The organism is Algoriphagus sp. (assembly GCF_029254265.1).
Classification (GTDB): domain Bacteria; phylum Bacteroidota; class Bacteroidia; order Cytophagales; family Cyclobacteriaceae; genus Algoriphagus.
The window spans coordinates 1-14,641 of the sequence record NZ_JAQWXX010000117.1 but is presented as its reverse complement, the minus strand read 5'-3'; the positions used below and the strand labels follow the sequence as shown (position 1 = coordinate 14,641).

Below are 14,641 nucleotides of genomic sequence, written 5' to 3'. Positions count from 1 at the left end.
TCAAAACCGTTTATTTTGACCTAATTTAGTACCCGTTAAGATCGCAAGAAAGCGATTGTCACTGGCTGTCACTTCTAACTTATTTGGCTACTGGCATCTTTGCGGATATACATATAATTATATTTATAACATCTTAGTTATACATCATATTCAGACTTAGTCTTTCTGTGGCAATGTTACCGTGATATTAAATTCATACTTTTTACCGATTTCAAAATCTTTGCAATCGTAAGGAGAACAATTGTAAAATTCAAAATCTAATGCTGCATCCCTAGAGTTATCATCCTTCTCTACGGCTAGTGTTATTCCGATTGTATTTATACCTTCGTCTCTTGAGTTTATTGTAAATTCAAAATCACCATCAGAAAATAAATTTACAGTATCTATCCTTATAATTCTATAATCGAGAAACTCAGATTTCCCAGAAATAAATACTAATTTAACACTATCCAAAGAAAGATTATTGGCTTCAATCACTCTTCCTTTAAATCGAGTATGATCCTTAGTGAAATCTATACATCCACCAAAGAATAGAACAATTACAAAAGCTGCCAATATTTTATAAGAAATTGATTTCATATTTGATTTATTTAACAATTAACCGCTCTCTTATTATTTTCTTCCCAGCCTGTATTTGAAGTATGTAAAGTCCAGGCTGAATGCCTCCTATATCATATTCTTCCTTGAAATTACCGCTAGGACGATACCCAGAAGTCAGAATCATCCCGTCGTTCCTATTGCTAGAAGCAGGATATAAGGAAATGTTGAGGTCCGAGGATTCATTTAACTCAAATTGGACATGGAGTCCATGATCCGCTGGGTTGGGCCAAAATCGAATTCTTGATAAGTCTATGTAATCTACATTATCAGAATCATTTGAGGCAGGAGCAGTAGAAGTTTCACTTGGAAGGATTCTTTGGATAGGTCCACCTCCACCTCCGCTGCATTCAGAATGCGTGGAAGGATATACGGTAAGTACCCTGCTGTAGGTGGTGGAAATATTTGAATATGCACCTCCGGAATAGGATCTAATTAATGTGATGGTATAAGATCCAGAGGTTAAATAACCCAAAGTAAGATTTTCTGAAAAAACACTTTGAAAAAATCCATTGGGGCCTGTTATATCCCATCGATGCGTGTATAAGTTTGATAAGGCTGAGGGGTTAGTGATCCAGAAATTTCTTGAATCATTTGGGCACATATACCATGCAGTGGTATTGAATCGTGGTGAAGGAGGAGGTGCCATAATTCCTTCAGTACAGGGTATTAAAGCTGGTCCAAATTCTTCATCTAATAAATCAATCCACTCCGAATTTACCCATCCAGGACTTGCATGAAATGTGTTACCTGACGAACTATAAATAGCATCAAAAGGAGTCCAATTATTTGATTCTAATTGAGATACAGTCCTATTTAAATGGCTTTGATTGCTTCGGGGGGCTGTTGAGGCCGTTGAGCTGAACAAGGGTACAAATGAAAAGTCATCTCTGTCATAATTGGTAACCACATTATAGCCTAATTGAAACAAAATTAGCAACGCATGCTGCCACCATTTTGGTCGGAAGTCAATATCTGCGGAATTTTGTAACCCTCCAGCCGAAATATCATAGTTAAATGCATCGAAGGTATAGGTTCGATCCTTTATAGTAGTTGGCACAGCTCCCACTGTTATCCAAATGGAGGATACTTTTGTAGAAGAACTAATATTATTTGTCCTGTTTTTGATTACGACATTGGCAAATCCATGTAATGAAGTCGCGTTGAACAATAGGTCACCAGGATTAAAATTACCGATTGGGGATTGGGTAATTCCTAGCTCGCTCGCATTGATGATGGAAATGTTTCGAATATTATTCTGGGAAGGAAAACCCATTTGAGTAAACTCATTCTGCAAAGCAGTGAAATCAGGATGAGGATTGGCCCCTTTGTACCTGAGTAGCATTTGTCTAGCCGCCGGACTATTGAGATAGGCTTTTCCGAGGTCAATGTCACTTTGAGCAATATTAAATAGCTGCCTGATATCAATATCATCGACATCTTCTAGTAATTTTTGGAAACCAACGGGAACATTAGCTCCAAGATGAGGAGAATCAAAGCTGATAAACTTATCCACTCCATGAGTTTGATTTTGAATCTCCATACCTCTCAAGGCATATCTGGCTACCAACCCACCCATGCTCTCTCCAATCACAGTAATGGAATGATTCCCAGTCTTTTTTTGCTTTACATCAATAAGGAGCTGTTTTAAAACGTCTGCGTTACTTTGAATGGAAGCACCTCCGTTATTAAAATTTAAGTAAATTACATCATAGCCCTTGGCTTTGAGAATAGACTCAACCAAATCTTCATAACTGTCCCTGATTTTTTCTATATCGTTTTCATTAGTAGGATCAAAACCCTCCACGATAATCACAGGTTTATCGAATATTCGGTCACAGCCATTGTACAACCAAGCTTGCCCTCCTGATAGAGTTTGCACACGCCCGTTTGGATTTACTACTTGATCCGAAGACAAATTGAAAATAATATCAGGTTTCGTATTGTCATATTCAGTTACTAGAATTTTGGAATAAATCAGATACTCATCCTTGGAATCACTTATTTTGGTAATGATAGCTTTTTCACCAGGCCCAGCATACTTAACTCCAACTTTTTCACCCATAACAATTTCCACAAATCCATTTCCGTCAGAAAAGTCAATAGATACTTTGGTTTCATCCAATTCTTCGACCAGAAATAGACTTTCGGAAATCTCGAAAATAACATCTGTAGAAAAAACTTCAGTGTGTAGAGGTGCAGCAGCGATTACAGGAACTTTTTTGTAGATTTTTTTTGGTTGATAGCCCTTTTTGACGGCATTGATATTCTCATCAATTTCATAGTTTTCCAACCATTCCCCTGAGACCGAAATAATTCCTATTGGCACGGAAGAATTAGATTGGCTTAGAGAATCAAGAGTAGATTCAGAGTTTTTAGAGGATTTTTTATCTCCAACTCCGGATTTTTTTATTCCCATGAAAATCGATTTCCACTCCCAGGAAGATAAAAACAAAATGTTTTCCCTCGGATTCAAAGCCTTCATTTTCTCCATATATTGACCAAAGAAAAATCCTTTATTCAGGAGATATTTCGTTTGTAGGGAGCCGGGGTTGATACTATCCAAACGGTAGTAGGTTTGCATAAGAAGATCCTTATCGACATCTTGGCCTAAACTTATTTGAATAAAAAGAAGACTAAGTAGAAAAGTAAGGATCTTTTTCATAAATCATATTTTTAAAAATAACTATCTTCAATTTAGTGATAATCTATTGTTCTTTTACAGCCTAATCAAAAGATTTTCTGAAATTTAATATTCAGTTAATTTTTGACTAACACGCAAATAATCTAAATAAAAATTTGGTTAGGAAATTGGCTGTCCTAATTAGTTTAAATAGCGTAAATTTTGAAATAGTCCATTTTACCTATTTAACTCATTTGAACATAAGGTATGAGGCTTTGGTGGATTTTGGGACCTATAAATAAAAGTCAATATTATGGAAAAACACAAAAACATACATCCAGGTGAAATTCTGAGTGAGGAGTTTTTGAAACCAATGGGAGTTTCAGCTTATAGATTAGCTAAAGAAACGAACATTCCCCAAACTAGGATTTCTGAAATCATAAAGAGAAGAAGGAGAATTACTGCTGATACTGCCTTAAGGTTCTCAAAATTCTTTGGAACTTCTCCAAAGTTCTGGCTTGGTCTTCAAGATGATTTTGACCTAGAGAAAGAGCAAAATTCAAAACAAACTGAATTAGACTCCATTAAACAGTTTGATTTTAATTAGGTCTGAAAAGGCCTTTTTTTATATTCTATAAGACTTAGGTTCTTTTCTAATTTTGAAATTTTAAATTTTACATTTTTTATTTCCTATGAACAACACCCCACTTGCAGAGCGAATGCGACCAACCCGATTGGAAGAGCTAATCGGTCAGGCCCATTTGTCTTCGCCCAACTCATTTCTTTTCAAAGCCATCAAGTCAGGCAATGTTCCTTCACTGATACTTTGGGGTCCTCCAGGGGTGGGGAAGACTACGATTGCCAATATCATCGCCAATGAGATTAAAGCACCTTTTTATACCCTTTCTGCGATTAGTTCTGGGGTGAAAGATATTCGGGAGGTGATTGAGAAAGCCAAATTTCAAATGGGTGTAGTACTTTTTATTGATGAGATTCATCGCTTCAATAAATCTCAACAGGATGCGCTTTTGGGAGCCGTGGAAAAAGGAGTAATCCGACTGATCGGAGCGACAACTGAGAATCCATCTTTTGAGGTAAATGGGGCTTTGCTTTCCCGATGTCAGGTTTTTACGCTAAATCCGCTTGGGAAATCTGAACTCGAAGCCATGGTTCATCAAGCTTTGGAGAAAGATGTGGATCTGAAAAAGATCAAAGTCGAGTTAAAAGAAACCGATGCCTTACTTCGGATTTCAGGAGGAGACGGGCGGAAGCTTCTGAATCTATTGGAAATTGTCATAGAGGGAATCAATGAGAATCCTTGTGTAATCACAGATGAAATCGTTATGCAAATTGCGCAGCAGAAAGTCGCACTCTATGACAAATCAGGGGAGCAGCATTACGATATCATTTCGGCTTTTATCAAATCGATTCGTGGTTCGGATCCCAACGCAGCGGTGTATTGGCTGGCCCGGATGATCGAAGGGGGAGAGGATGTGAAGTTTATCGCTCGGCGTTTGGTGATTTTGGCCTCTGAGGATATTGGCAATGCCAATCCGAACGCTTTGCTTCTCGCGACAAATTGTTTTGAAGCGGTGAAAATCATTGGTTACCCAGAATCCCGAATTATTCTTTCTCAGTGTGTGACCTATTTGGCAAGTTCACCAAAAAGCAATGCTGCATATTTGGCGATCAATCAAGCTCAGGCTTTGGTCAAAGAAAAGGGAGACTTGTCGGTTCCTTTGGCTTTGCGCAACGCGCCAACAAAACTGATGAAAGATCTGAACTATGGCAAAGCCTATAAATACTCCCATGACTTCCCCGGCAATTTCGTTGCCCAAGAGTTTATGCCCGAAGAAATCAAAGGACTTAAACTTTATGATCCGGGAGATAATGCCCGCGAGAATGAATTGAGGAGGTATTTGAGTGGGAAGTGGAAGGGGAAATATGGGTACTAAAGTCAGAAGTTTGAAATGAGAAATCTGAAAGGCTAGCCAGAATTTTTCTTTGAATTTATTAGCATGGTTGTAAAAATCGCTGTCAATTCATTTGCCTCTTTTAAAGCCGATTTAATTCTATCCTCAAAAAGTAAATTGGATTCGGAAATCAATTCTAACCAAAAAATAGTTTCATCGGCCTCCTCCTGTACGACCGATAATTTAGAGATAAATTCGGCTCTAGACCTTCCTCGTTGTGAAGATCGATAATTTGCTCCTATTGAAGTCCCAGACCTGAGTAGCTGTTTTCCTAATTCAAATCCAACAGTAGTTTTGGGTAACTCCGAAACAAGTTTTATGATTTCAAGTGCAAATTTTTTGGTTCTGTCTTTTAGGTCTCTATCCATAGTAAAATTTTCAAAACTAGGTTTGTTTTAAATACTTAGGGATTGAATTTTTGTTTAGGATTTTAGATTTCTCACTTTAGCTTTCTTACTTATATGGATTTAATTAGTTCTTCAGAGTTCAATCGAAATCTTTCCCCATAAATACCTCCGGGAAGCCCAGGACCACATCCGATGATCATACATATTTCGGAGCCGGAACTAAGATTTAAGAGTTTGTGTACCCGCTTGGAATCATAGCCTTCCATTGGGCAGGTATCATAGCCGACAGCTTTCATCCCAAGCATAAAAGTCATGGAAGCTAGGGCGGCTGACTTGTGAACAGAGATTCGAACTTCAGTTTCACCAACCTCACGAACCATAGGGCGCTTCAAACCCATAAAAAATGCAATTAACTTTTTAAGGAGAGTCCAGCCAGGGTACTTTGAGTAAAGCTTTGGGATCAGATTACTATAATAACTTAACGCTTGTTTCTTCTTTTTCTCGGGTTGGTTTTGAGTGGCTGATTTAATGTATTCGTAATTTGCCGCTGCACGGGATTTCCAAAGATCTCTTCTTGTCACGACCACCACGAGTTCTCGTGCGGTAGTTGCGGCCTTTTGGCGCATGCAAAGTTCGGCCAGCTTGTCTTTGATCGGAGAGGATTCTGGTACTCTGACAAATTGATAGAGCTGGAGATTGCTACTATTAGGAGAAAGAATCGCTGCTTCCAAACATTTTCTCACTAAATCATGATCGAAAGGGGTTTCCTGATCAAATAATCTGACCGATCGACGTTCTTCCACTGTCTTGAAAAATCCTAATTCCTGTACAACTTCCATCATTTATCCTTTTTTTATATTCCTATTTTAAAAATTTTTGCAAGTTTGGTGATATTTTGGGGCTAATTTAGAAAGAATATTCAACAGCAAATTTTATGATTTTTGAATTAATCAAATTACAGTTTCTAAAAAGTTTTAGGTCTACTTCATTCGCAAAAAGCGCCATGGCCAATGTGCTATTGGGTTTTTTGGTGCTGGTTTTACTTTCGTACGTCTTTGGTGCAGGGATTTTCCTACCCCGGATTATTGACACTTTAGCCGAAGGCCAAGACCCAATTGTGGTTTTAAACAGCTATCTGATTTTCTTCTTTTTGGGGGAATTCATGTACCGTTATTTTCTCCAGACCCTTCCCGTGATTGAATTAGAAAGTCTACTTCATTTACCGATAGGGAAAGGAAGAATTATCTCCATGCTGTTGATCCGATCGTTTATTTCAGCATTATCAGTAATTGCCATTTTGCTATTTCTGCCTTCTGCATTTCAAATTATTGCTCCTGAGTATGGGAATAGCGGCGCAGTTTTCTGGATGGGAAGTATTGTCTTGACAAGCTGGACTTTGCATTGGTTTATGCTTTGGTTCAAGCAGCGATTCGAGGATGGTCTGACTGGGATTATTGCAGTGTTTGCTATTTTGGCTCTAGGAGCTGGATCTAGCTATATGGGATGGTTCAATCTTGGAGAATTAACCAAGCCAATCTTTGATTTCGCATTGACTAGTCCAATTCCAATGGCTGTTTTAGCTGTTTTGATGATTGGAACATTTATTCTTTGTCGTAGATTTTACCTTGACAATGCTTACTTGGAAGATTTAGCTGCCGAAGATGAGATTCGATTTGTAGGTCAATCTATAGGGTTTTTCTCCCAATTTGGAATGGCAGGTGAATTGGCAAATCTAGAATGGAAATTGATCATTAGACATAAGAAAAGCAGGACTTACCTGATGTTATCTGCGTTCTTTTTGCTCTATGGATTGATATTTTATACCAACCCTGTTTATGAAAGTGAAGGTGGGGGAATCTCCGCAATCTTCATCTTTGTTGGAGTGTTTATCACGGGAATCTTTATGATCCAGTATGGTCAGCAGTTTCTCAGTTGGAATTCAGGAAATTTTGACTTTTTCCTCAATCGGAAAGATGGGGTGGAGGCATTAGTGAAAGGGAAATACTTACTCTTTATCAGTATCTCGGTGATCTGTTTTTTGGCATCTATTCCGTATGTGTATTTCGGATGGAATATTCTATTGGTTCACATCGCCACGTTCTTGTTTAACATTGGGGTAATGATCCATGTCATTATTTATTTTGCCCTTTGGAAACCTAAGCCAATGGACTTGAATAAAGGGGCTATGTTTAACTATGAAGGGGTGGGAGCAGCTCAGTTCCTGATAATCATCCCTTTGATGGCCGGTCCATATTTGATTTATCTTCCATTTTCATATTTGGTTAATGATTATGTGGGACTGTTAGCCTTAGGAATCATCGGCATCATTGGAATCTTTGCCTTCAAACCTCTTAGTCAAATCAATATCAATCGCATTAATTCAAATCGTTACGAAATTTCATCTTCATTCCGTCAAGAATCATGATTCAAGTCAATCAATTAAAGAAACAATACAAACAAGCTGTTGTCCTAGATGTGGATCAGTTAAGCATCCCAAAATCTGAGTGTTTTGGATTGGTAGGAAATAATGGAGCCGGTAAGACTACATTATTTCGAATCATGCTTGATTTGGTACGGGCTACATCAGGTTCGGTGACAATAGATGGGCAGGATGTCAGTAAGACAGAAAGCTGGAAAGCGACTACGGGAGCTTACCTTGATGAGCATATGTTACTGACCTACTTGACTCCAGATGAGTATTTCCAGACACTACGAAAGATTTACGGAATGTCAGATGCTGATTTGGGCGTTCATTTGGAGAAATTCAGTGAGTTATTCAACGGAGAGATTATTGGCAAAAAGAAATACATCCGAGATCTGTCTAAAGGAAATCTCAAAAAAGTAGGAATAGCTGCTGCAATGATGGGTAAACCTGAAGTGATTTTTCTGGATGAGCCATTCGAAAATTTGGATCCAAGTTCGCAGATCAGGTTGAAGAAATTGATTCTTCAGGAAAAGGAGCAATCGAACCTAACATTTTTGATTTCAAGTCATGACCTGAATCACGTCACCGAGATTTGCGACCGAATTGTATTGCTGGAAAAAGGAAAAATAATCAACGACCTCCGAGATAAATCAGCAATGATGTCGGAGCTTGAAGCTTACTTTACTGGATGATTTTATCGTAAAAAAATATAAAGATTCGTCTCAGATTAATACTTTTCATTTATGACTATAAACAAGAAAAAGCCCTTCCAAATTTTGGAAGGGTTTTTCAATTTATCTCCACTATAAAATGCGGAAATTATCAACCAATTATTAAACCTTTACTCTATTGCCATCCACCACCGAGTGCCCTATAAATATTCACTTTGGCACCCAGCTGGTTCATTTTTGTATCAATCAGTTCAAATTTGGACTCTAAAGCATCTCTCTGAGTCAGCAAAACTTCCATGTAATCAGCTCGAGCGGAGTTAAATAACTCATTCGATATATTTACCGATTCAGATAATGCATCAACTTGTTTTGCTTTTAGGCCATACGTATTACTTAGATTTTCGAGATTATTTAGCTGATTCATCACCTCGACATAGGCATTCAAAATGGTTTGTTCGTAATTATAAATTGCTTGAATCTGCCTGGCATTTGCAGAAAGGTATCTTGCCTTAATCGCATTTCTATTGATTAGCGGAGCTGTAAGGTCACCCGCAATTGAATAGAGAATAGACTCCGGGGTCGAGATGAGATAGGAAGGATTGAAGGCGTTGAACCCTAAGCCTGCAGTGATTCTGAGCGAAGGGTAGAAGTCAGCTTTTGCTACTTTGACATCAATTTTTGCGGCTTCCAACTCCAGCTCAGCCTGCCGGATATCTGGTCGATTTTCCAGAAGTTGGGCAGGCAATCCACTTTTGATTTCAGAGATATTTAGAAGGTTGAACTGCTCCGAATTTCTAGCGATTGTCTGAGGAAACCTTCCTACCAAGAAATTGATTCGGTTTTCAACTTCGAAGATCTGTTGGCGGATGGAAAATTCCATGCTTTGTGTCTGTAGAACTTGGGCCTCAAAACGCTTCACGGCTAATTCTGTAACTCGAGCAGCATCTTTCTGATAGCGAACGATTTCCAGAGCGTTTTTCTGAATGGCTATATTCTGCCTCAAGATTATCAATTGATTATCGAGAGCCAGAAGTTCGTAGTAAGAATTTGCAATTTCTGAAATCAGGTTGGTGACCATGAAATTTTTTCCTTCTACGCTAGCCAAGTATCGCATCATGGCAGATTTCTTCGCGTTTCTCAGTTTTTTCCAGATATCGACTTCCCATGTTGCGAATGCCCCCAAGAGGTAGTCCTGAAGTGGATCAGGAAATTCCACTCCAGGTTTAATATCCGTATTCGCATCATTCGCACCTTGACTTGTGTACCGTCCTACTTTCTCTACGCCAGCTGCGCCAGTGATTCCTACCGAAGGAAGATATTCTCCTTTCCGGATTCGGATTTCATTCTTTGCGATTTCAATTTCCTGAAGGGTAATATTCAGTTCCTGATTGTTTGCCAAGGCAGTTTCAATCAAGTCCTTCAGATTAGGATCATCGAAATAATCTTTCCAAAGTAACTCAGAAGCCACATTTGTAGAGTCTTTCGAGGGGGTAAGATATTCGTTAGGAGTATTTGAATTCACATCCTTTTGAATCAATTCTGGAGTTTTACAAGAAGTCATCGCAAAGGAAAAACTTGCTATGCCCAGACTTATAGAAATTATTCTTTTAAGCATGATTATGGTGAGTTTGTTCGGATAATGGACTTTCGTCTTCATTCTGGATCAAATGACGACCATCAGCCAAAGTGCCAAATATGTAATAAAGGCCTGGGACAATAATTACCCCGAAAAGGGTTCCGAAAAGCATTCCTCCCATGGCTGAAGCTCCAATGGTTCTATTACCTATTGCACCTGCTCCGGTTGCAATGATCAAGGGAACCAAGCCGGCGATAAATGCAAAGGAAGTCATCAAGATAGGTCGGAAACGTACTTTTGCACCTTCAATTGCGGCGTTTAGGATCGACATCCCTTCTTGACGCTTTTGAACCGCAAATTCTACAATTAGCACGGCATTCTTACCTAGAAGACCAACAAGCATGATTAGTCCAATTTGAGCATAAATATCATTGTCAAGCCCCATCATTTTCAGCAAGAAGAAAGAGCCGAATACCCCGACAGGAAGAGAGAATACTACTGCAAGAGGAATAATAAAGCTTTCATATTGCGCTGCTAGAACGAAGTAGACGAATACCAATACGATTAGGAATACGTAAAGGGCTTCATTTCCTCTGTTTGATTCGTCGTATGATAAACCTTCCCAAGCGATGTCATATCCCCTTGGTAGAGTTTCTGCAGCTACTTCCCGAATTGCTTGTATCGCATCTGCAGTTGTAAATCCGGCGGCAGGAAGACCTCGAATCGAAGCAGAGTTATACATGTTAAACCGAGTAACCTCATTGGGGCCCTGAGTTTTTTTCATCGTCATGAAAGCTGAATAAGGAACCATCTCTCCTGCTTCATTTTTGACAAAGAGGTTCATCACATCTGATGGAAGCTTTCTAAACTCCGGATCAGATTGAACATAGACTTTAAAGAATCTGCCAAATCGGATAAATCCTTGCTCATAAGTACTACCTATTAGAATGTTCAGGTTTTCCATTGCTTTACCGATGGAGACACCTTTTTGCATCGCCTTATTATTATCGATTTCTAATTCATACTGAGGGTAATTAGCAGCAAAGAAGGTGAAAAGACCAGTAAGCTCTTTTCTCTTACCCAAGTCATCCATGAACTTTTTGTTGATTTTATCAAATTCCTGATAGTCAGTTGTTGTAGTTTGATCCAATAATCTCATAGAGAAACCACCTGAGGAACCAAAGCCAGGAATTGCTGGTGGTTCGAAGAATTCCACCACGGCACCAAGGCCTTTTGATTCTTCCTCGAGTTCCTCCATAATTTCTTTCACAGAGTGCTTTCGCTCTCCCCATGGTTTTAAGTTGATCAAGCAGGTACCTGCATTCGATCCACGACCTTCAGTCATGATCTCATATTCTGCTAAGGAAGAAACCGATTCAACCCCATCAATCTCTTCGCATATTTTTTGAAGTTTTTGAGAAACTTGATTTGTTCTTTCTAGCGTCGCTCCTGGAGGAGTTTGAATAATTGCGTAAATGGTACCTTGGTCCTCACTTGGGATAAACCCTGCTGGAAGAATTTCATTTTCGAAGAAAATACCTGCTCCAAAAATTAATAAGATGCCAAACGTCAACCATCTTCTGCTTACCATAGACTTAAGTAACCCTACATATTTCCCTGTAAGTTTATCAAAGCCTCTATTGAAGGCGTCCAGCGATCTTGTAAGAATATTTTGTTTTTTCTCGTGTCCATGATGATTCTTTAACAGCATGGCACAAAGCACCGGAGTCAGCGTCAAAGCAATTACAGCCGAAATGACAATGGAACTAGCCATGGTAATGGAAAATTGGCGGTAAAATGTACCCACTGGGCCACTCATGAAAGAGATAGGTAGGAATACAGAAACCATTACCGCTGTTATTGCAATGATAGCTCCACTGATTTCTCCAAGAACTCTTTTCACTGCCTGGTAAGGCGTCAAATGAGGAAACTCTTCCATCTTAGCATGGACAGCTTCCACCACTACGATGGCATCATCGACTACAATACCAATCGCCAATACTAAGGCGAAAAGTGTAACTAAGTTGATCGAGAGACCAAAGAACTGGATCACAAAGAATGCTCCAATCAGTGATACAGGGACAGCTAAGATTGGAATTAAGGTTGACCTCCAATCACCCAAAAAGATGAATACAACCAAGGCGACTAAGATAAATGCATCCCTGAGTGTATGCACTACCTGCTCTATGGATGCATCCAAAAATTGGGAAACATCATAACTGATTTGGTAATCCATTCCGGGAGGGAAAGATTGCTTCATGACCTCCAGTTTCGCTTTGACATCAGCGATTACATCACTGGCATTACTACCATAATTTTGCTTCAATACCATCGCTGCAGATGGGTGCCCATCAAGATTGGAATAGATATCAAAGAATTCACTACCCAATTCTGTCCGGGCTATATCTTTCAATTTGATACTTTCACCATCTGCATTAGCACGAATAATAATGTTGTCGTACTCTTCCGAGGTACTGAAACGTCCTTTATAGGTAAGCACATATTCCAAGGATTGCGCTGATATACCTGAGCTTTGTCCAATTCTACCAGGACGACCTACAATACTTTGCTCTTGCATGGCTTCCATTACTTCTTCGACAGAAACATTGTAAGCACGCATTCGCTCAGGATCCAGCCAAACACGCATTGCATAAGTTCTACTTCCAAGGATTCGAGTTCTTGCCACACCTTTGATTCGGTTGATCTCAGGGATCATGTTCACGTTGGCATAGTTGTATAGGAATTTTTCATCCATACTTTCATTCGTCGAATAGAGGTTGACATACATCAACATACTAGGCTGAATCGGAGTGATAATTACACCTTCACGTTGAACTAGTTCAGGTAAAAGGGGCATTACTTGATCCACCCTAGTCTTGACTCGTATGACTGCTTGGTTCGGATCCGTCCCGGGCTCGAAGATTACGTTAATCGTTGCTTCACCGGCACTAGTTGCATCGGTTGCCATGTATCTCATTCCCTGAACCCCGTTGATGGAGTTCTCTAGGGTAATCAAAGTAGATTTTACCAGTACGTCTGCACTCGAACCTGGATAGGCAATGAAAATACTTACCGTCGTTGGGGCAATTTCCGGGAATTGTGAAATAGGCATCTGCTTCATCGCAAGTGAGCCTACAAAAACAATAATAATGGAAATTACAATCGCTAAAACTGGTCTTTTTATGAATTTGCTAAACATCAATTCTTTGTTTTAGGATTTAAATTATTCGGCGTATAAGTCCAGTTGCGAAATCACAACATCAGGCTTCAAGAAGTCATATTTGATTTCTTCGTTTTCTCTAACTAGACGAAGACCTTCCAAAAGAATTTTGTCATTTGGTTCAAGTCCCCCAACGATTGCGTAAATGTGTGGCAATTCAGCAGCGATAGTGATTTCTCTTGAGTGAACCACATTATCTTCATCAATCACAAAGACATATTTTTTATCCAATACCTCAAAAGTTGATTTTTGTGGAATTAATAAGGTATTCATCAAAGGGACTGTCATTTGGATATTTCCTGTTTCACCATGTCTCAATAGACCGTTGGGATTTGGAAAAGTTGCTCTGAAAGCGATGTTACCGGTTTCATTATTGAAATCAGCTTCGATGGTTTCCACTATTCCTGGAAAATCAAACTGCTTTCGATTTGCCATTTGAAATGTCACCTGAATTTTCTCATCATTATTTGCTTGGGTTTTGTAGTCTAAATATTCTGCCTCTGGGACATTATAATAAACCCACATTTTGCTGTTGTCGGAGAGGTTGGTAAGTAGTTCCCCTTCTTCAAGTAAGCTGCCCTCTCTTACGAGGAATTTATCGATGATTCCATCAAATGGAGCTCGGATGTCGGTAAATTGTAAATGAACCTCTGCCAGACTGAGTTCTGCTTTTGCTTTATCATACTTAGCTTTTGCCATTGCCAATTCGTTGGGTGCAACGATGTTTCTATCGGCCAAAGATTTTGTGTTTTCGTATTCTATTCTTGCAAATTCAGCTTCTGCTTTTGCGCTTTCTAATTCAGCTTGGTAGATGTTCGGCATGATTTTGAAAAGCATGGTTCCTTTTTTAACAAATTGGCCTTCATCTACATAAATTTTCTGGAGATAGCCTCTTTCTAGAGCTCTGATTTCAATGTGTTGGATAGAGTGTACTTGAGACACATATTCTTTAGTAATCAAAGTGTCCATTAGTAATGGACTGGTAACCTGAAAGGTAGTTTCTGACTCTGTTTTATGTTCGCCCTTGGAGTCACAGCTAGACATCCAGACTATAGCACATAGTCCAATGAGCATGAAAATTCTATTTTTCATATATGTATATCCGCAATCTTGCCAGTATGATTAAATCGAAGCAATGATGAGTCTGTCAAAGAGTTTTTGACCGAAGTATCTTCTGTTGAGCTTGTAACAAAACTCGTCCAGGTAATT

The 14,641-nt window shown here is 39.1% G+C and carries 11 protein-coding genes; 4 read left to right on the top strand and 7 right to left on the bottom strand.

Annotated elements, in window-relative coordinates; all coding sequences use genetic code 11:
- Positions 1 to 156: 156 nt before the first annotated feature.
- Positions 157 to 579 carry a hypothetical protein gene (locus P8O16_RS18090; protein ID WP_300317041.1) on the bottom strand — a complete coding sequence of 141 codons (423 nt, stop codon included), beginning with the start codon at positions 577 to 579 and terminating at the stop codon, positions 157 to 159.
- Between the two features lie 7 nt (positions 580 to 586).
- Positions 587 to 3,262 carry a T9SS type A sorting domain-containing protein gene (locus tag P8O16_RS18085; protein ID WP_300317038.1) on the bottom strand — a complete coding sequence of 892 codons (2,676 nt, stop codon included), beginning with the start codon at positions 3,260 to 3,262 and terminating at the stop codon, positions 587 to 589.
- Positions 3,263 to 3,533: 271 nt separating this feature from the next.
- Between P8O16_RS18085 and P8O16_RS18080 the strand changes: the two genes are divergently transcribed.
- Both P8O16_RS18080 and P8O16_RS18075 read left to right on the top strand, forming a co-directional pair.
- Positions 3,534 to 3,827 (top strand): HigA family addiction module antitoxin, encoded by a 294-nt coding sequence (locus P8O16_RS18080; RefSeq protein ID WP_300317037.1) that lies wholly within the window; start codon positions 3,534 to 3,536, stop codon positions 3,825 to 3,827.
- Positions 3,828 to 3,912: 85 nt separating this feature from the next.
- Positions 3,913 to 5,175, top strand: a complete 1,263-nt coding sequence (locus P8O16_RS18075) for a replication-associated recombination protein A (RefSeq protein WP_300317036.1) — start codon at positions 3,913 to 3,915, stop codon at positions 5,173 to 5,175.
- Between the two features lie 32 nt (positions 5,176 to 5,207).
- Here the strand turns inward: P8O16_RS18075 and P8O16_RS18070 are convergent, their stop codons facing one another.
- Together P8O16_RS18070 and P8O16_RS18065 are read right to left on the bottom strand one after the other, a co-directional pair.
- Positions 5,208 to 5,561 (bottom strand): four helix bundle protein, encoded by a 354-nt coding sequence (locus P8O16_RS18070; protein WP_300317033.1) that lies wholly within the window; start codon positions 5,559 to 5,561, stop codon positions 5,208 to 5,210.
- Between the two features lie 89 nt (positions 5,562 to 5,650).
- Positions 5,651 to 6,382 (bottom strand): nitroreductase family protein, encoded by a 732-nt coding sequence (locus P8O16_RS18065; protein ID WP_300317032.1) that lies wholly within the window; start codon positions 6,380 to 6,382, stop codon positions 5,651 to 5,653.
- A 92-nt stretch (positions 6,383 to 6,474) separates the two neighbouring features.
- Between P8O16_RS18065 and P8O16_RS18060 the strand changes: the two genes are divergently transcribed.
- The gene (locus P8O16_RS18060; RefSeq protein WP_300317029.1) at positions 6,475 to 7,965 is read left to right on the top strand and encodes a DUF5687 family protein; all 1,491 of its coding nucleotides are present in this window, start codon (positions 6,475 to 6,477) and stop codon (positions 7,963 to 7,965) included.
- Positions 7,962 to 8,657, top strand: a complete 696-nt coding sequence (locus P8O16_RS18055) for an ABC transporter ATP-binding protein (RefSeq protein WP_300317026.1) — start codon at positions 7,962 to 7,964, stop codon at positions 8,655 to 8,657. The genes P8O16_RS18060 and P8O16_RS18055 overlap by 4 nt, the downstream gene beginning before the upstream one ends.
- Positions 8,658 to 8,811: 154 nt before the next feature.
- Here the strand turns inward: P8O16_RS18055 and P8O16_RS18050 are convergent, their stop codons facing one another.
- The 3 genes from P8O16_RS18050 to P8O16_RS18040 are packed head-to-tail and all read right to left on the bottom strand — an operon-like array spanning position 8,812 to position 14,524.
- Entirely contained in the window at positions 8,812 to 10,251 is a 1,440-nt protein-coding gene (locus P8O16_RS18050; RefSeq protein ID WP_300317023.1) for a TolC family protein, read from the bottom strand.
- The gene (locus P8O16_RS18045; protein WP_300317021.1) at positions 10,244 to 13,411 is read right to left on the bottom strand and encodes an efflux RND transporter permease subunit; all 3,168 of its coding nucleotides are present in this window, start codon (positions 13,409 to 13,411) and stop codon (positions 10,244 to 10,246) included. Before P8O16_RS18045 ends, P8O16_RS18050 begins: the two co-directional genes overlap by 8 nt.
- 24 nt (positions 13,412 to 13,435) lie before the next feature.
- Positions 13,436 to 14,524 (bottom strand): efflux RND transporter periplasmic adaptor subunit, encoded by a 1,089-nt coding sequence (locus P8O16_RS18040; RefSeq protein ID WP_300317019.1) that lies wholly within the window; start codon positions 14,522 to 14,524, stop codon positions 13,436 to 13,438.
- Positions 14,525 to 14,641: the final 117 nt, after the last annotated feature.

Bases quoted from the DNA above. Each gene is read 5' to 3' on its own strand.
- P8O16_RS18090 (WP_300317041.1), bottom strand. From the start codon at position 579: ATGAAATCAATTTCTTATAAAATATTGGCAGCTTTTGTAATTGTTCTA.
- P8O16_RS18085 (WP_300317038.1), bottom strand. From the start codon at position 3,262: ATGAAAAAGATCCTTACTTTTCTACTTAGTCTTCTTTTTATTCAAATA.
- P8O16_RS18080 (WP_300317037.1), top strand. From the start codon at position 3,534: ATGGAAAAACACAAAAACATACATCCAGGTGAAATTCTGAGTGAGGAG.
- P8O16_RS18075 (WP_300317036.1), top strand. From the start codon at position 3,913: ATGAACAACACCCCACTTGCAGAGCGAATGCGACCAACCCGATTGGAA.
- P8O16_RS18070 (WP_300317033.1), bottom strand. From the start codon at position 5,561: ATGGATAGAGACCTAAAAGACAGAACCAAAAAATTTGCACTTGAAATC.
- P8O16_RS18065 (WP_300317032.1), bottom strand. From the start codon at position 6,382: ATGATGGAAGTTGTACAGGAATTAGGATTTTTCAAGACAGTGGAAGAA.
- P8O16_RS18060 (WP_300317029.1), top strand. From the start codon at position 6,475: ATGATTTTTGAATTAATCAAATTACAGTTTCTAAAAAGTTTTAGGTCT.
- P8O16_RS18055 (WP_300317026.1), top strand. From the start codon at position 7,962: ATGATTCAAGTCAATCAATTAAAGAAACAATACAAACAAGCTGTTGTC.
- P8O16_RS18050 (WP_300317023.1), bottom strand. From the start codon at position 10,251: ATGCTTAAAAGAATAATTTCTATAAGTCTGGGCATAGCAAGTTTTTCC.
- P8O16_RS18045 (WP_300317021.1), bottom strand. From the start codon at position 13,411: ATGTTTAGCAAATTCATAAAAAGACCAGTTTTAGCGATTGTAATTTCC.
- P8O16_RS18040 (WP_300317019.1), bottom strand. From the start codon at position 14,524: ATGAAAAATAGAATTTTCATGCTCATTGGACTATGTGCTATAGTCTGG.